The organism is Bradyrhizobium sp. CER78 (genome assembly GCF_029846235.1).
Taxonomy (GTDB): domain Bacteria; phylum Pseudomonadota; class Alphaproteobacteria; order Rhizobiales; family Xanthobacteraceae; genus Bradyrhizobium.
Window position 1 is genome coordinate 326,936 of sequence record NZ_JARVWP010000008.1, and the last position, 15,594, is coordinate 342,529.

Consider the following 15,594-nt stretch of genomic DNA (forward strand, 5'->3'; position numbering starts at 1 on the left):
TTTAGTTTGATCAATCGTAGCCCGGATGAAGCGAAGCGCAATCCGGGGCAGGTCTATCCGCGATGAAGTCCGTCCCGGATTTCGCTTCACTGCATCCGGGCTACAATCTTACATCACGACGACCTTGGCGCCGACATTGACGCGGCCGTAGAGATCGATCACGTCCTCGTTGCGCATCCGGATGCAGCCGGACGAGACGTTGGTGCCAATCGTCCAGGGCTCGTTGGAGCCGTGGATGCGATAGAGCGAGGAGCCGAGATACATCGCGCGGGCGCCGAGCGGATTCTCCGGGCCGCCTTCCATGTGCCGCGGCAGGTCGGGACGGCGCGCCAGCATTTCCGGCGGCGGCGTCCAGGCCGGCCACTCCTTCTTGGCCGAGATCGTCTTGGTGCCGGCCCAGGTGAAGCCGGGCCGTCCGACGCCGATGCCGTAGCGCAGCGCGCGGCCGTCGCCCTGCACCAGATAGAGGAACTTGTTCGGCGTATCGACGACGATGGTGCCGGCGCCTTCCTTGCCGTGATAGTCGACCAGCTGCTTTTCATATTGCGGATCGAACGGACGCTGGGTCGGATCACCTGCCGCCTCTTGCTGCTGACGGATCATCTGCTGCTGCGGATCCATCGGCGGCAGCCCCCGGCGATTGCCGTAATAGGCTGGCTGCTGCTGATACATCGGCTGCGGCGCATAACCCTGCGACGATGGCGCATCGCCGAACAGGAATTCGATGAAGCCGCCGCCCATGTTGGAGCGTTGCGGCTGCACATAGGCGGTGCGCATCGGCGGCTGCGGTGCGCCCTGGTTGGCGTAGATCACGGCGGGCTCGGGCTGAGCCGACGCATCGATCGCCATGGCGGAATGGGGAATTGCAATAAGAGAAGACGCGCCGGCGAGCAGCGCAAGCGTGGTTTTCCTGAACATCGACGTACTCTGTACTGGTTTCGTCGTGACGTGATGCGCGAGGGCGCCGACTTGCGCCGTTGCACGTGGTCAATAAGCAATGAAAACCGCATCGGTTTGGTAAACGGAACGGCCGTTTGGATTCACCACGTCGGCAATGCGGCGCGGTTTTGCCCGGTAGCGTTTATTTTGCGTGAACGCAGCAGCGACATGGTTAATCGGCGGTATCGCGGCGGTCGCATGCTGTCGATGCAAACTGTTCCCGCGTGAACCTGACGTTAAATCCGCACTGTCTAGAACGGACTGCAGTGAAGGGGCGGGAATGAAAATCATGTCAGTGAAGCGCAAGCGTTTTCGTGTCGAGCAGGCGATGGGTGAGGTTGTGATGCCGGAGCCGGAAGTGACCGGTGGCGCCGACCTCGGTCCGATGCATCGCGAGATCATGGCCGAGCTTCGCTCGATCCGCTCCCAGATGGCCGCAGCACCGGCACAGCGCAACGGCGACAGCGTCGATGCCGCAGTTGCCCGCGAAGTCGCCGAAACGCAGGCGCTGCTCGAGACCTACCGCGCGCAGGTCGAACAGTGCGAGAAGCTCAAGGTCGAGCTCGACCTGATCCATGACGCGATCAGCCGCACCAAGCGCGAGATCGCCGTGCTGCACGGCAAGAGCTTCAACGGCGAGGAGATGGCCAAGGTCAATGGCGAGCTCGGCGCCGTGGTCGGCGGCACCGAACAGGCCACCCAGCAGATCCTCGAAGCGGTCGAGGCGATCGACCAGGCCGCGACCGCGCTCGCCAACAATGTCACGCCCGACCAGCAGAAGCGGCTCAGCGAAGACATCCAGGAGCGCGTGGTCTCGATCTTCGAGGCCTGCAACTTCCAGGACCTCACCGGCCAGCGCATCAGCAAGGTGATGCAGACGATGAAGTTCATCGAACAGCACATCAACGAGATGATGAACATCTGGGGCGGCGTCGACGCTATCAAGACCCACTCCCCGCCGATCGTCGACACCCGCGAGGGCGATGCCCGCCTGCTCAACGGCCCGAAGCTCGACGGCGACGCCGGCCATGCCTCGCAGGACGACATCGACGCGATGTTCAACTGAGCGATCGTCACATTACGAAAAACGCCGGCCCTCGGGCCGGCGTTTTTGTTTGGGCGGCAGTCCATCCTCGTCATTGCGAGCGAAGCGAAGCAATCCATCGTTCCGAAAAGGCGGCGGCATGGATTGCTTCGTCGCTTCGCTCCTCGCAATGACGGTGGATCTTCCCTTCTCCCCTTGTAGGAGAAGGTGGCATAGGCGGCCTTCCGGCCGCCGTTCTTAGAACGCCGATGCTTCGCATCGGCTATGGCGCCGGATGAGGGGTTGTCGCCGCATACTCAAATCGCGAGAGGGTCACTCGCGGAGAGATACCCCTCACCCGAGTTGCATCTGGCGATGCAATTCGACCTCTCCCACAAGGGGAGAGGTGCACCACTCGCGTGGCACTATCCGATGCTGAACAGCTGAGCCGTTACGCCCGCGGGGCGCAGCGGACGTAGACCATGTTGCCGTAGCGGGTGGCGGCGTCCTTGTCGACGAAGCGGGTGATCAGGACCCTTCCGTCGAACGAGATGATCTCGCGATCCTGCTCGCCGGGCACAGGTCCGGGCGGACCGATATAGTTCTTGCCGCTCGGGGAACCCTTCAGCCGCAATTCCTGCGGGGTGGCCTGGTCGGCCAGATGCATGATGACGCCGCCGTTCTGGCCGGCGCCGATCACGTAAGGCTGCTTGCACTGGCCGCGCGCGGCGGCCTCGGTGCGGGCGCGGTCGGCGGGATTCTGGAACGACGCGAGACCCCAGCGGCCGACGATCTCGTCGGGGCGGATGCTCGCCGGCATTTCCGGGGCGACCCCCGGTTCGGGCGCCGGCTCGGGGTTCGATGACAACGACGGCAGGCTCATGCTGCCGCACGCCCCCAAGAGTGTCGTCAGCGCCGAAACGGCCGCGAACCGTGCGACCAATCGCGCGTTGAGTGACCTGATCATATGTATCCCCCGACAATGTCCCGGCCGCACCCGTCCTGCAGCCAAGCGTAAAACTTAAGACGGAGCAATGACGTCTGACAAAATTACGTCATCGCTACGATTTGGTTTCTGGTCCACCATCCTATATTGGCCTCACCAAGGCCTTAACCCGTTTGCTTGACAGAAACTGCGCCAAGCCATATTTCCCGGCGCACAATTAGCACTCTCGCACCACGATTGCTAAATGCGTCGGGCGTCCTGCCCTGCGCCGACCGGGCCGGCATTCAACGCCGGTCCCGATGAACCGGACCTGAAACCGAGCCTCCAAGAGGGAACGTCATGGCTAAATCCACCTTCCGCCCACTGCATGACCGCGTCGTGGTCAAGCGTATCGATGCCGAGGAGAAGTCCAAGGGCGGCATCATCATTCCGGACTCGGCCAAGGAGAAGCCGTCGCAGGGCGAGATCGTCGCCGTCGGCCCCGGTGGCCGCGACGAAGCCGGCAAGCTGATTCCGATCGACCTCAAGGTCGGCGACCGCGTGCTGTTCGGCAAATGGTCGGGCACCGAGGTCAAGCTCGACAACCAGGAGCTCCTGATCATGAAGGAGTCCGACATCATGGGCGTGCTGGCCTGATCACACCTCTCTCCGTCACCCTGAGGAGGCAGCGCAGCTGCCGTCTCGAAGGGTGAGCCCCCACAACTCATCCTTCGAGACGCGGGCCAAGGCCCGCTCATCGAGCAATAACGGCAAAGGCCGTTATGCAAGGGATGACGCCTTTTCCAGGAGTTCAAATCAATGGCTGCCAAGGACGTAAAATTCGCCGGAGACGCCCGCGACCGCATGCTGCGCGGTGTCGACGTGCTCGCCAACGCCGTGAAGGTGACGCTCGGCCCGAAGGGCCGCAACGTCGTCATCGAGAAGAGTTTTGGCGCACCCCGCATCACCAAGGACGGCGTCACCGTCGCCAAGGAGATCGAGCTTGACGACAAGTTCGAGAACATGGGCGCGCAGATGCTGCGCGAAGTCGCTTCCAAGACCAACGACACCGCCGGTGACGGCACCACAACCGCCACCGTGCTGGCGCAGGCCATCGTCCGCGAGGGCGCCAAGTCGGTCGCCGCCGGCATGAACCCGATGGACCTCAAGCGCGGCATCGACACCGCGGTCGCCGCCGTGATCAAGGACATCGAGAAGCGCGCCAAGCCGGTCGCCTCCTCGTCGGAAGTCGCCCAGGTCGGCACCATCTCGGCCAATGGCGATGCCGCAATCGGCAAGATGATCGCGCAGGCGATGCAGAAGGTCGGCAACGAGGGCGTGATCACCGTCGAGGAGAACAAGTCGCTCGAGACCGAGGTCGACATCGTCGAGGGCATGAAGTTCGACCGCGGCTATCTCTCGCCCTACTTCATCACCAATGCCGAGAAGATGACCGCCGAGCTCGAGGATGCCTACATCCTGCTGCACGAGAAGAAGCTGTCCGGCCTGCAGTCGATGCTGCCGGTGCTGGAAGCCGTGGTGCAGTCCGGCCGTCCGCTCCTGATCCTCGCCGAAGACGTCGAGGGCGAGGCGCTGGCGACGCTGGTCGTCAACCGCCTGCGCGGCGGCCTCAAGGTCGCCGCCGTCAAGGCGCCGGGCTTCGGCGATCGCCGCAAGGCGATGCTGGAGGACATCGCGATCCTGACCGGCGGTCAGCTGATCTCCGACGACCTCGGCATGAAGCTCGAGAACGTCACGGTGAACATGCTCGGCCGCGCCGGCAAGATCGTGATCGACAAGGAGAACACCACGATCGTCAAGGGCGCCGGCAAGAAGAAGGACATCGACGCCCGCGTTGGCCAGATCAAGGCGCAGATCGAGGAAACCACCTCGGACTACGACCGTGAGAAGCTGCAGGAGCGCCTCGCCAAGCTCGCCGGCGGCGTTGCGGTGATCAAGGTCGGCGGCGCGACCGAGGTCGAGGTCAAGGAGAAGAAGGACCGTGTCGAGGACGCGCTGAACGCGACCCGCGCCGCGGTGCAGGAAGGCATCGTGCCGGGCGGCGGTGTCGCACTGCTGCGCGCCAAGAAGGCGGTCGGCCGTCTCACCAACCCGAATGCCGACGTCCAGGCCGGCATCAACATCGTGCTCAAGGCGCTCGAGGCTCCGGTTCGCCAGATCTCGGAGAACGCCGGTGTCGAGGGCTCGATCGTGGTCGGCAAGATCCTCGAGAACAAGTCGGAGACCTTCGGCTTCGACGCCCAGACCGAGGACTATGTCGACATGGTCGACAAGGGCATCATCGACCCCGCCAAGGTGGTGCGTACCGCCCTGCAGGATGCCTCCTCCGTGGCCGGCCTGCTGGTAACCACCGAAGCCATGGTCGCCGAAGTGCCGAAGGATGCGGCGCCGGCGATGCCGGGCGGCGGCATGGGTGGAATGGGCGGCATGGGCGGCTTCTAAGCCCCCTCCGCACATCCGCATCGCAATCGAAGGCCGCCTCCGGGCGGCCTTCTTTTTTGCGATTTGATCACGATCGAGATGTAAGGACGATCCGATGTCCCGCGACGCCAAATCATTGACGACAACGCTCGCACTGTTCTATGCGATCGGCGCGGTGCTCGCATTGGGCGCCTATGCCCAGGACCGAGTCGATGACTTTGCCGTCGTCTTGACGTTCTGGTTCAAGCAGACGCTGACGTTCGCCGTTCTCGGCGCAGGCTATGGCCTCTATTACGTCATCTTCGGTTCGATCGGTCATCGTCCAAAGGCGCCCCTGCGATTTCTCGACATCGCCTTTCTGACCGGTGTCGCCACGCTCGCTGTTCTCATGGCGATCCACAATTGAGCGATTTTGGCCTGATCGTAGGGCGGATTAGCGAAGCGTAATCCGCCGAGATCTCGCGCGTGATCGGCGGATTGCGCCTTCGGCTAATCCGCCCTACCGGCTAATTCGACGGCACGCTATGCGACGCAGATGTCGGCCACCGCGACCTTCTGGAACAGATGCGGCGATGCCACCGCCGAGGCCGGATAGGCCGAGAGCTTGGCCCTGAACTCCGGGTTCATGAAGGCGGCGCGGAAGGCGGCGGTGGATTCCCACACCGCGTAATTCAGATAGGCCGGGCTGTCGCCGAGCGCGCGGTGCAGCTGGGTCGAGATCAAGCCGGGCTGCCGCTTCATGATGGCGGCATCGTCCTGCCAAGCCCTGAGGAAGGTGTCCTCGTCAGCCGCATCGAGCGTGAAGAGGTTGACGAGCACGACGTTGGTGGCCTCGACCGCGAGCTGGCGGTCGATTGGGAATGCGGGGTCCAGGGGGCGCATATGCGGCATGGCTTGCTCCGTTGATATGGTGCTATGATGTCATTTCGATCAGATGGATACACATCAATATTGACATCACGATGTCAATATACACCTATGATGACAAATGCCCCAAACCAAGCGAACGCCGGCGGGTGAAGCCCTGAGCGGCCTGATTCTCGACCTGTTCAGGCTCAACAGCCTGCTGTTCACGTCAGGCGACCGGCTGGTGGCGGGGCTCGGGCTGACCAGTGCCCGCTGGCAGATCCTCGGCGCCATCGTCACCGCCGAACGCCCGCAACCGGTCGCGTGGCTGGCGCGCGACCTCGGCGCTGCCAGGCAGAACGTGCAGCGCATCGTCAACGACCTCGAACGGGACGGGCTCGTCACATTCGAGACCAATCCGCATCACCGCCGCGCCCAGCTCGTCGTGCTGACCGACAAGGGACGCCAGGCCTTCGATGCCGCCATGCGCCTGCAACTGCCCTGGGTGAACAATCTCGCGGACGGACTTTCGCTGAAGGATATCGAAACCATGGCCCACGTCGTCACGACGCTGCGCGGCCGGCTGGAGAACGGCGAGGAACCTGCCGAACGCGGATGATGCACGGCACATCTGCATTCGTCATGACAGTGCCAAAGGTCAGTTCGGTCCAAACGCGACAGCCGCCGTCACGCGGCCTTCTTTTTTGCGCAATGACACGGAGGTTTGCTAGTTACGACGGAACCGATTCTGCCCTTCGAGGACTCATCGTATGCGCGCGCTCCCGCTCCTGCTGCTCGGTCTTGCCGTCGCCTCGGCGCCTGCCCTCGCCCAGATGAAGCTGCAAACGAAGCCGGCGGCCGGTGGCGGCCCCGAGACGCGCTATTTCACCGCGATCGACGGCCTGATGGACGGCAACGCCGACGTCGTGCTGAAGGAAACCCGCCAGGGCAAGACCGTGACCGCGGCGGTGCTCGACGTCTGCTATCCCGCCGACAAGAGCTCCGACCGCAAGGACCGCTTCGTCGCCACCCTCACCGTCAACGGCCAGACCCTGTCCGGCAGCACCCAGAGCGTCGCCGACAAGCAGCCGGTCACCATCAAGCTGAACCGCAAGCAGACCGGCGACAGTTTTGAGTTCCGCGGCCAGATCACGATCGGCCAGACCGTGACCGAGGTCGCCTCGACGGATAATTCCGATCTCAGCGAGAAGGAATTCCAGGACAACCAGGCCACCGAGGACGGCATCACGCCGCAGCCGAAGGACTTCACCGACGTCTCGCCGGAATCGATCGGCGTGCGCGTGAAGCTCGATGCGGCGGCGGACTTCCTCAAGAGCCTGAAGGGCGAGGCTGTCGAGATCGGCACCTCCAGCCTTTCGGTGACCTGCGATGCGATGCGCTCCGGCGAGCAGACCATCAATCTCACCGTCGATCCCGAGCACGCCAGCGCGCTGCTCGCGAAGGTGAAAGCAGCGCCCGGCGTCACGGCGGCCGGCTGGACCAGCGGCGTGGTCGAGATGGACCGCACCATCCGCTTCGCGGCCGCCGACTGGCGCGACGGCGACAAGGTCAACAAGGACAAGCTCGCAACCGCGATCGCGGGCGTGCTGGCGAAGACACTTGCCGCAAAGCCGGCCTCCGCGACATGGAATGCGAACACCGGCAAGCTCAAGCTGGTGCTGAAGCGGCCAAGCTCCATCTACCCTGCGCTCGGCCTCACCCAGAACTACGAGGTCACCGCCCTCGTCTCGCCCGACAAGCCCGGCAGCTCCGACAAGCTGATGCTGTGGGTCTCGAGCCCCACCGTCTCGACATCGGACGACAGCGCCGGCGCCAAGCTGAATCTGTCGGACGATTCCAGCAGCGACGAGGAAGGCAGCGAGGCCAAGGACGACAACGGCGCGATCGACGCACTGCTCAAGGAGTTCAAGGGCCAGCGCTGGGACGCCGACAAGTCGGTGTGGAGGTAACGCCGGCACTCTCCTTCGGTGAGGCCGCCCTCGTCTTCAGCGGCACGACGTTGTCGCGCGCCGGCTTCGGGGTGGCGTCCGGACCGGACTGAAGCATTCCGTCGCTCCTGACGAACAATTCGGAACGAGGCTCGATCGCGGCGCGATCGAGCAGCGCCCGCAATTCGGGACGAAGCCCGTCGCCGCTCAGCACGGCGATCGCATCGAAGTTGCGCACGATGATCTCCCGTGTGATCGCGAAGATGGTCTCGCGCGCGTATCGTGCGAACCACCCGCTTTCCGATTCCGCGACGATGGTCGAGAAGCGGCGCTAAGCGCCATATCGACCAAGCGGAATCTCGTCTCGAACGCGGTCGCGCGCCCGATCTGAAATCGGGTGGCTCGATAGGCGCCTGCGAATGTTCACTGCGCGCATCGACACAACGCCGGCCGCGATACCGGCAACGCGCAAATGGAGACGAAGAGATGTCAGAGGAAAACAAGAACGTCGTGGGCCGGTGGTTCAAGGAGTTCTGGGGCAATCCCTGGAATCCGCGCGTCATCAACGAGCTCGCCACGGCCGACATTGTCGTGCACTACCCGATGCACGAACCGAAGAAGGGCCGCGCCGCGGTGACGAAATTCATGACCGAGTTTCGCGAGGCGTTTCCGGATCTGAATTTCTGGGGCGTCGGCGATCTCGTCGCGGAAGGCGACCTCGTCGTCGGCCGTTGGGAAGGCGGCGGCACCCACACCGGACCCGCATTCAACGACTTCCGGCTCGGCTCGCTGCCCGCAGCCTCCGGCCGCAAGATGACGTTCGCCGGCACGACCGTGCTGCGCGTGCAGGACGGACGGATCGCCGAAGAGCTCGGACAGGAAGACGCGATCACCGCCATGCTTCAGCTCGGGCTCATTCGCTTGCCCGAACACGCTGGCTACTCGGGCTGACCCAGTCCGCGCAGCTCGCTCTGGCTGAACCGGCATCGCGTCCCTCGATGCGATGTCGGCGCAGTCCCTCCGCGGCGGTCCGCGCTAGGCCGGGAAGATCAGGCACGTCGTCGTGCCATGCGCAAGCAGCCGTCCCTTCGCGTCGGTGACCCTGCCTTCGGCGGTGCCGACGCGGCGGCCGCAATTGAGCACATGGCCCTCGGCCCGGATCGGCCCGGTGTCCGGCGTGATCGGACGCAGCAGCGAGATCTTGAACTCGAGCGTGGTCTGGCTGGTGCCGGCGTCGAGCGTCGACTGCACCGCAAGGCCCATGCAGCTGTCGAGCAGCGTGGCGGTGAGCCCGCCATGCACGGTGCCGGCCGGGTTGAGATGCGCGTCGGTCGGCAGCAGCGTGACGACGACGCGGCCGTGCTCGGCCTCAGTGACGTCATAGTCGAGCGTCCGCGCGATGGTGTTGAGCGGCAAGTCGCCAGAGGCGAGCCCCTGGACGAAGTCGAGGCCGCTCATCCCGAGTTTCTGTTCGGCACTGACGGTGCCGTAGCTCTTGCCGTAGCTCTTGGCCATTGCTGGTCTCCGTTGGGTTGCATCGTGACGCCTGGCGGCCGTTTCCGTCGCAGCGAGGCGGGCGAGCGGCCGTAGAGTTTTGCGAAGGCGGCGTTCATGCGCCTTGCGCTGGAGAAGCCGGCGCGCTGCGCCACCTGCGCGAGCGGAAGATCGCCGCCGTCGATCAGGCACTTGGCGCGCTGCACGCGCCGTGACAGCGCGACCTGCAGCGGCGAGGCATCGAGATGCGAAGCGAACAGGCGCGACAGATGCCGCGCGCCGATGCCGAGCCGATCGGCCAGCGCGGCGACGTTGCCGTGGTCGAGCGCGCCGTCCTCGATCAGCGCCAGCGCGCGCTCGACGGTGGTCCTGGTGCCCTTCCACGCCGGACAGAATGGCGCCGCCTCGGGACGGCAGCGCAGGCAAGGCCGGAAGCCGGCGCGCTCGGCGGAGGCGGCACTGCCATAGAACCGCACATTGCGGGCGAGCGGCGTGCGCGCGGGGCATACCGGGCGGCAATAGACGCCGGTGGTCTTGACCGCCACGAACACGATGCCGTCCCAGGCCGGGTCGCGGCGTTGAAAGGCTGCGTATTGTGCGGCGAAATCGAGCATGCGTCCGCTATAGCCGCGGCCGCGCACCGCGACGACCCGCTTTGCGGAGACGACGTCCGGAAACGACCGCCGCATGCGGGGCGCCGAACCAAGGCTGCACAAGACTTCATAGCGCCCGTACTCATGCGTGCCCTGTCAATTTACGGGGGCCTGCGACCAAAAGACTTCGTGCTGCCGCAGTTCGGTCACCGAAAATTAAGGCTCGATTTAGTTTCGAGGATCATCCTTTGCGTCACCGAACACAGGTCACGCCATGCAAGACCGCGAGCCGATCAACCCTGAGAGCATCTGGCCGACAGATGTGACGGAGGGTCATTCGCCGGCGCAGACGGCGGACCTCTGGGACGTCTCAAACGAGAACCACGACGCCGCCCTGCTGCTGCGGGAGCCGTTCGCCGACCGCATCGGCACCGCGCTGCTGGCCGCCACCGCTCTCGCCGCAAGCTTCGTCCTTGGATGGACCGGCGGCGCCAACTGGCACGACTTCGCAAGCCCCGCCCCCGTCCCGGTGGCCCAGAAGGAAGCGCCCGCCCCGCACGTTGCGGAGGCACCGCCGAGCCGCAGAAGCGAGAGCCCGCGGCGGACCACGTCGAATGCCGAGCCATCGGTCACCGGCAGCATTCCGAAGACCACTCCCGCCGGCCCTCGCCCCCAAGTGCTGGGGGCCGCGCCGACGACGCTCGGCGCGCAAGCCGCCATGCTCGGATCGAAGCCGCAGCTGGCAGCGGGACCGGAGACGCGGCCGAGCACGATTCCCGGATGGTCGGTGGTCGAGGTCCGCGACGGCACCGCCGTGCTCGAGGGCCCGGAGGGCGTCAAGATAGCCGCGCGCGGCGACGTTGTCCCCGGCCTTGGCCGGGTCGATTCCATCGTGCGCTGGGGCAACCGCTGGATCGTCGCCACCGCGAGCGGATTGGTCGCGACGCCCTGAATGCCCACGCCGACGCGATCGACCGCGCTTAGTTGCCGTTGATCAGGAAGCGCAGCGACTTGCTTCCTGAGAAGATCACCTCTTCATTGTGCCGCCGCCAGCTCGTCATGTCGCCGAGCGCCGCCAGCAGATCCTTGTCGGCCTGCGCCCGCTCCGGCGAGCAGCTGCGGTTCTCCATCGCGCCAGGAACGAACACGATGGTGTTGCCGGCAACCGAGAACTGGCCCTTGCCGCCATCGCACCAGAGCTCGAGGATCACCTCGCCATTGTCACCGATCTCGATCGAGGGGATCCGCTTGGAGCCCGGCATGCGCGCGGCGTCGAGCGTCATCACGTCGCCGAACGGGAATCCTTCCTGAGCCTTGGCCGGAATCGCGACGAAAGCCGCAGCAGCCAGCACCAATGCGGCCATGCCGCCGTTCAGAATCCGCTTCATCGAGACCATGCCATTCCCAGCAATTGCGACGCCGTCCTTCTATGGGACGAGGCCGCGATTGGCCAGCTTGGCCGCGCGAGAAAAAGTGCTTGAAAATGCAAAATCCCCGCGGGCTCTCACCCACGGGGATCTTCGTTCGGGCGACGCCTCGCCGCGTTATTTCAAGACCAGCTCCGTGAACGGATACACATAGGCCTGCAGGGTCACGAACAGGCCGACCAGACACGCCAGCACGATCGAGTGCAGGAACACGTAGCGCAGGATCGAACCCTCGTGGCCGTACCAGTTGGTGGCGGTCGAGGCGACCACGATCGATTGCGCGTCGATCATCTTGCCCATCACGCCGCCCGAGGAGTTCGCCGCCGCCATCAGGATCGGCGGCAGGCCGAGCTGCTCGGAGGTGATCTTCTGCAGATTGCCGAACAGCACGTTGGAGGCGGTATCCGATCCGGTCAGCGCCACGCCCAGCCAGCCGAGCAAGGTGCCGAAGAAGGGATACAGCACGCCGGTCGCCGCAAAGGCGAGACCGAGCGTGGCGTCGACGCCGGAGAGCCGGGTCAGCGTGCCGATCGCCAGCATCGCCGAGATCGTGATCAGCGAGATCGCGCAGAGGCGGATGGTGCGGCCATACTCGGCGATCAGCTTGAGCGGCGAGAAGCCCATCAACAGACCCGAGATGATCGCGGCGATCAGCATGCCGGTGCCGGTGAACGACAGGTAGGTGAAGCTGAACACCGCGCCTTCCGCCGTCGGCTTGGCGGCCACCGGCGGCACCTTGAAGATCAGCTTGTCGAGCTCGGGGACCGCATAGTTCCAGGTGAAGTTGGCGTTGGCCCAGGTCTTGAAGGCGCCATTGCCCCAGATCAGCATCAGGATGCAGACGATGATCCACGGCAGCAGCGCGCTCCACAATTCGCTTTGGGTCAGCGGCGTCTTGTCGAGCGGCGGGGCGGAAGCCATCGTCGCCGCCGATTCATCGCGGCCGCGCAGTTTCGGCGACAGCCAGAGCTGCTGCGGCTGCCAGACCTTCAGGAACAGGATCAGCGCGCCCATCGAGATCAGCGAGGCGCCGATGTCGACGATCCAGGGATTGATGTGGTTCGAGATCACGTATTGCGGGACCGCAAACGACACGCCGGTGACCAGGATCGCGGGCCACACTTCCTTCATGCCGCGCCAGCCCGCGAACGCCCACACCACCCAGAACGGCACGATCAGCGAGAACAGCGGCAGCTGGCGCCCGACCATGGCGCCGAGGATGTAGGGATCCAGCCCTGTGACCGAGGCAAGGCCCTGGATCGGCGTGCCCAGTGCACCGAAGGCAACCGGGGCGGTGTTGGCGATCAGCGACAGGCCGGAGGCCGCGAGCGGCGAGAAGCCGAGCCCGATCAGCACCGCGCCGGTGATCGCGACCGGCGTGCCGAAGCCCGAGGCGCCCTCGAAGAAGGCGCCGAACGAGAACGCGATCAGCAGCAGCTGCAGGCGGCGATCCTCGGTGACACCGCCGACCGCGCGCTTGAGCAGCTCGAACTTCCCGCACCTCACCGTGACCTGGTAGAGGAAGATGACGTTGAGCACGATCCAGCCGATCGGGAAGAACCCGGTGATGACGCCGAGCAGCGTGGCGCGGATCGACATGCCGGCCGGCATCGTGAAGACGAAGATCGTGATCAGGTTGGTCACGATCACGGCGATGATGGCGGCGATATGCGCCTTCACCTTGCCGCTGGCGATCAGGACCAGCAGCGTGACCACGGGAACCGCGGCGGCGACGGTCGACAGCCCCGCATTGCCCAGCGGATTATAGATTTGATTCCAGGTGTTCATCTCGGGATCCTTCCCACATTTTTATGCAGCGCGCCGGCATCGGTGTGGCCAGACGCGCTGATGCGATTGCGGGAGTCCGTCGGAAAAGTCGTAGCCCCGGCTCGCGAATGAACGATCGGTAAGGATCGCTCACATCCTCGCGAAAAATCGAAGGTCCCCCGCCCCTCGCCGTTGTCGTCATGCTAGGGTTGACTCGATCGCCGGGACAAGCCAACGCTTGCATGCCAGACCTACGACTTTAGTCGAGGATCGCCCTGATTGTCCCGATTCTTCAGGCCTTTGCGGCCCCTTCCCTGGAGACGATAATCTGTGAAAAACATTCGCTCGACGCTCGCGACGGTGTGGCGCATCGCCTCGCCCTATTTCAACTCCGATGACAAATGGGCAGGCCGGGGACTGTTGGCCGCGGTGATCATCATCGAGCTTGCCAGCGTCTTTCTCACGGTGCTGTTCAACCGCTGGAACAATGTTTTCTACAACGCGCTGCAGGAGCGCGATCAGGCGGTCTTCACCTATCAGATCGGCTATTTCTGCGTGCTCGCGGCGTTCTGGATCGCGCTGAAAGTCTACCAGCTCTATCTCAATCAATGGCTGCAGATCCGCTGGCGGCGCTGGATGACCACCCGTTATCTCGGCGGCTGGCTGCACGATGCCAACCACTACCGCATGCAGCTGCTCGGCGATGCCGCCGACAACCCGGACCAGCGTATCGCCGACGACACCCAGCGCTTCGTCGAACAGACCCTGACGCTCGGAATCGGATTGTTGAGCTCCGTGGTGACGCTTGCGTCCTTCGTGGTCATCCTGTGGGGCCTGTCCAATCAGGCGCCGCTGCATCTGTTCGGCAACGACATCGCGCTTCCCGGCTATCTGGTCTGGGGCGCGCTGATCTACGCGATCCTCGGAACAACCTTGACCCATTTGATCGGCCGGCCATTGGTCGACCTGAACTTCCGGCAGCAGCGGTTCGAAGCCGATTTCCGCTTCAACCTGGTGCGCACGCGCGAGAACGCCGAGCAGATCGCCCTGCTTGAGGGTGAGCCGGCCGAGCGCACGCGGTTGCTCAATCGTTTCGGGTTCGTGGTCGGGAACTGGCTCGACATCATGCAGCGAACCAAGAAGCTGACCGCCTTCACCGCGACCTATTCGCAAGCCGCCGTGATCTTCCCCTACGTGCTGATCGCGCCGGCCTATTTCGCCAACAAGATCCAGCTCGGCGGCATGATGCAGACCGCCTCCGCCTTCAGCAGCGTGCAGGAGTCACTGTCCTTCTTCATCACGGCCTACCGGACGCTGGCCGAATGGCAATCGGTGGTCGCACGACTTGATGGCTTCGAGAGCTCGATCCGCGGCGGCGATGCGCTCGCGCAGCGGCAGGACATCATCCACGTCAAACCCGCCGGCGGCCGCGGCGTCGAGCTCGACGATCTCGTGATCACCCTGCCCGACGGCAAGCCGTTGCTCGCGGCTGACGGTTTCAGCCTTACCGGCAACGCACGCACCCTGGTCACCGGCCCCTCGGGCGCCGGCAAGTCGACGTTGTTCCGCGCCATCGCCGGCATCTGGCCGTTCGGCAAGGGCGCGATCAATGTCCCCCCCGGTGCCACGTTGATGATGCTGCCGCAACGTCCCTATCTGCCGATCGGGTCGCTGCACGACGCCGTGGTCTATCCGAGCGAGGCCACGCAATTCGACGCGGGGCGGGTGCGCGAGGTCGTCAGCGCCGTCGGACTGCCGCAGCTCGCGGCACGGCTCGCCGAAGAGGCGCACTGGAACCGGATGCTGTCGCTCGGCGAGCAACAGCGGCTCGGCATCGCCCGCGCACTGCTGCATGCACCGCAATTCCTGTTCCTGGACGAGGCGACCGCCTCGCTCGACGAGCCCTCGGAAGCCGCGCTCTACCGGCTGATCGCCGAGAGGCTGCCCGACACCACGGTGGTGTCGATCGGCCATCGCTCGACGCTCGATGCATTCCACCAGCGCAACGTCGCGCTGGTCCGTGACGGCGAGCGCTTCACCTTGCGCGATAGGGTCGAGGCTCCGGCGTCGTAGGCTAGCGGAGTCAGGGCCAAGGGTGCGGGTCACCTCTCCCTTGGGAGAGGTCGATTTACGCAGCAAATCGGGTGAGGGGTCACGGTCTATCGAAAGGGCAAGAACCCTCACCCGG

Annotated in this window: 18 protein-coding genes; 9 read left to right on the forward strand and 9 right to left on the reverse strand. The window is 64.7% G+C overall.

Features of this window, described 5'->3' with window-relative positions; all coding sequences use genetic code 11:
- Positions 1–108: 108 nt before the first annotated feature.
- Positions 109–918, reverse strand: a complete 810-nt coding sequence (locus QDT69_RS20000; protein ID WP_279708173.1) for a L,D-transpeptidase — start codon at positions 916–918, stop codon at positions 109–111.
- 69 nt (positions 919–987) lie between these two features.
- Positions 988–1,245 carry a hypothetical protein gene (locus QDT69_RS20005; protein ID WP_279708174.1) on the reverse strand — a complete coding sequence of 86 codons (258 nt, stop codon included), beginning with the start codon at positions 1,243–1,245 and terminating at the stop codon, positions 988–990.
- Here QDT69_RS20005 and QDT69_RS20010 point away from each other — a divergent pair.
- On the forward strand, positions 1,229–2,005 hold the full coding sequence (locus QDT69_RS20010; protein ID WP_279708175.1) for a protein phosphatase CheZ: 777 nt from the start codon (positions 1,229–1,231) through the stop codon (positions 2,003–2,005). The two genes, QDT69_RS20005 and QDT69_RS20010, sit on opposite strands and share 17 nt — an antisense overlap.
- Before the next feature lie 409 nt (positions 2,006–2,414).
- Here QDT69_RS20010 and QDT69_RS20015 read toward each other — a convergent pair whose 3' ends face one another.
- Positions 2,415–2,930 (reverse strand): hypothetical protein, encoded by a 516-nt coding sequence (locus QDT69_RS20015; RefSeq protein WP_279708176.1) that lies wholly within the window; start codon positions 2,928–2,930, stop codon positions 2,415–2,417.
- A 318-nt stretch (positions 2,931–3,248) separates the two neighbouring features.
- Here QDT69_RS20015 and QDT69_RS20020 point away from each other — a divergent pair, with 318 nt between their 5' ends.
- The 3 genes from QDT69_RS20020 (at position 3,249) to QDT69_RS20030 (ending at position 5,736) form a co-directional block, all read left to right on the forward strand.
- On the forward strand, positions 3,249–3,545 hold the full coding sequence (locus QDT69_RS20020) for a co-chaperone GroES (RefSeq protein ID WP_018269780.1): 297 nt from the start codon (positions 3,249–3,251) through the stop codon (positions 3,543–3,545).
- 162 nt (positions 3,546–3,707) lie between these two features.
- Positions 3,708–5,351 (forward strand): chaperonin GroEL, encoded by a 1,644-nt coding sequence (groL, locus tag QDT69_RS20025; RefSeq protein WP_050628570.1) that lies wholly within the window; start codon positions 3,708–3,710, stop codon positions 5,349–5,351.
- A gap of 94 nt (positions 5,352–5,445) precedes the next feature.
- Entirely contained in the window at positions 5,446–5,736 is a 291-nt protein-coding gene (locus tag QDT69_RS20030) for a hypothetical protein (RefSeq protein ID WP_279708177.1), read from the forward strand.
- Between the two features lie 116 nt (positions 5,737–5,852).
- On the opposite strand, the gene QDT69_RS20035 is transcribed toward QDT69_RS20030, so the two are convergent.
- Entirely contained in the window at positions 5,853–6,221 is a 369-nt protein-coding gene (locus QDT69_RS20035; RefSeq protein WP_279708178.1) for an antibiotic biosynthesis monooxygenase, read from the reverse strand.
- A 97-nt stretch (positions 6,222–6,318) separates the two neighbouring features.
- Here QDT69_RS20035 and QDT69_RS20040 point away from each other — a divergent pair, with 97 nt between their 5' ends.
- Both QDT69_RS20040 and QDT69_RS20045 read left to right on the forward strand, forming a co-directional pair.
- Complete coding sequence (locus QDT69_RS20040) at positions 6,319–6,795, forward strand: MarR family winged helix-turn-helix transcriptional regulator (RefSeq protein WP_279708179.1); 477 nt, start codon at positions 6,319–6,321, stop codon at positions 6,793–6,795.
- A gap of 151 nt (positions 6,796–6,946) precedes the next feature.
- Complete coding sequence (locus QDT69_RS20045; protein WP_279708180.1) at positions 6,947–8,146, forward strand: hypothetical protein; 1,200 nt, start codon at positions 6,947–6,949, stop codon at positions 8,144–8,146.
- Here QDT69_RS20045 and QDT69_RS20050 read toward each other — a convergent pair.
- Positions 8,103–8,363 (reverse strand): hypothetical protein, encoded by a 261-nt coding sequence (locus tag QDT69_RS20050; RefSeq protein ID WP_279708181.1) that lies wholly within the window; start codon positions 8,361–8,363, stop codon positions 8,103–8,105. The two genes, QDT69_RS20045 and QDT69_RS20050, sit on opposite strands and share 44 nt — an antisense overlap.
- Positions 8,364–8,611: 248 nt before the next feature.
- Between QDT69_RS20050 and QDT69_RS20055 the strand changes: the two genes are divergently transcribed.
- On the forward strand, positions 8,612–9,076 hold the full coding sequence (locus tag QDT69_RS20055) for an ester cyclase (RefSeq protein ID WP_279708182.1): 465 nt from the start codon (positions 8,612–8,614) through the stop codon (positions 9,074–9,076).
- Between the two features lie 84 nt (positions 9,077–9,160).
- Here the strand turns inward: QDT69_RS20055 and QDT69_RS20060 are convergent, their stop codons facing one another.
- Entirely contained in the window at positions 9,161–9,640 is a 480-nt protein-coding gene (locus QDT69_RS20060; RefSeq protein ID WP_279708183.1) for a PaaI family thioesterase, read from the reverse strand.
- Positions 9,580–10,308, reverse strand: coding sequence for an Ada metal-binding domain-containing protein (locus QDT69_RS20065; protein ID WP_347952050.1), 729 nt, complete (start codon positions 10,306–10,308; stop codon positions 9,580–9,582). The genes QDT69_RS20060 and QDT69_RS20065 overlap by 61 nt, the downstream gene beginning before the upstream one ends.
- Positions 10,309–10,486: 178 nt before the next feature.
- Between QDT69_RS20065 and QDT69_RS20070 the strand changes: the two genes are divergently transcribed.
- Positions 10,487–11,164 (forward strand): hypothetical protein, encoded by a 678-nt coding sequence (locus tag QDT69_RS20070; protein WP_279708184.1) that lies wholly within the window; start codon positions 10,487–10,489, stop codon positions 11,162–11,164.
- Between the two features lie 28 nt (positions 11,165–11,192).
- Here QDT69_RS20070 and QDT69_RS20075 read toward each other — a convergent pair whose 3' ends face one another.
- On the reverse strand, positions 11,193–11,609 hold the full coding sequence (locus QDT69_RS20075; RefSeq protein ID WP_279708185.1) for an META domain-containing protein: 417 nt from the start codon (positions 11,607–11,609) through the stop codon (positions 11,193–11,195).
- A gap of 147 nt (positions 11,610–11,756) precedes the next feature.
- Positions 11,757–13,427, reverse strand: coding sequence for an L-lactate permease (locus tag QDT69_RS20080; RefSeq protein WP_279708186.1), 1,671 nt, complete (start codon positions 13,425–13,427; stop codon positions 11,757–11,759).
- Between the two features lie 309 nt (positions 13,428–13,736).
- Between QDT69_RS20080 and QDT69_RS20085 the strand changes: the two genes are divergently transcribed.
- Positions 13,737–15,479: an ABC transporter ATP-binding protein/permease gene (locus QDT69_RS20085; protein WP_279708187.1), complete on the forward strand. Its 1,743-nt coding sequence runs from the start codon at positions 13,737–13,739 to the stop codon at positions 15,477–15,479.
- Positions 15,480–15,594 lie beyond the last annotated feature (115 nt).

Coding starts and splice junctions, on each gene's coding strand:
- QDT69_RS20000 (WP_279708173.1), bottom strand. CDS start 918: ATGTTCAGGAAAACCACGCTTGCGCTGCTCGCCGGCGCGTCTTCTCTT.
- QDT69_RS20010 (WP_279708175.1), top strand. CDS start 1,229: ATGTCAGTGAAGCGCAAGCGTTTTCGTGTCGAGCAGGCGATGGGTGAG.
- QDT69_RS20015 (WP_279708176.1), bottom strand. CDS start 2,930: ATGATCAGGTCACTCAACGCGCGATTGGTCGCACGGTTCGCGGCCGTT.
- QDT69_RS20020 (WP_018269780.1), top strand. CDS start 3,249: ATGGCTAAATCCACCTTCCGCCCACTGCATGACCGCGTCGTGGTCAAG.
- groL (WP_050628570.1), top strand. CDS start 3,708: ATGGCTGCCAAGGACGTAAAATTCGCCGGAGACGCCCGCGACCGCATG.
- QDT69_RS20030 (WP_279708177.1), top strand. CDS start 5,446: ATGTCCCGCGACGCCAAATCATTGACGACAACGCTCGCACTGTTCTAT.
- QDT69_RS20035 (WP_279708178.1), bottom strand. CDS start 6,221: ATGCCGCATATGCGCCCCCTGGACCCCGCATTCCCAATCGACCGCCAG.
- QDT69_RS20040 (WP_279708179.1), top strand. CDS start 6,319: ATGCCCCAAACCAAGCGAACGCCGGCGGGTGAAGCCCTGAGCGGCCTG.
- QDT69_RS20045 (WP_279708180.1), top strand. CDS start 6,947: ATGCGCGCGCTCCCGCTCCTGCTGCTCGGTCTTGCCGTCGCCTCGGCG.
- QDT69_RS20055 (WP_279708182.1), top strand. CDS start 8,612: ATGTCAGAGGAAAACAAGAACGTCGTGGGCCGGTGGTTCAAGGAGTTC.
- QDT69_RS20060 (WP_279708183.1), bottom strand. CDS start 9,640: ATGGCCAAGAGCTACGGCAAGAGCTACGGCACCGTCAGTGCCGAACAG.
- QDT69_RS20065 (WP_347952050.1), bottom strand. CDS start 10,308: ATGCGGCGGTCGTTTCCGGACGTCGTCTCCGCAAAGCGGGTCGTCGCG.
- QDT69_RS20070 (WP_279708184.1), top strand. CDS start 10,487: ATGCAAGACCGCGAGCCGATCAACCCTGAGAGCATCTGGCCGACAGAT.
- QDT69_RS20075 (WP_279708185.1), bottom strand. CDS start 11,609: ATGGTCTCGATGAAGCGGATTCTGAACGGCGGCATGGCCGCATTGGTG.
- QDT69_RS20080 (WP_279708186.1), bottom strand. CDS start 13,427: ATGAACACCTGGAATCAAATCTATAATCCGCTGGGCAATGCGGGGCTG.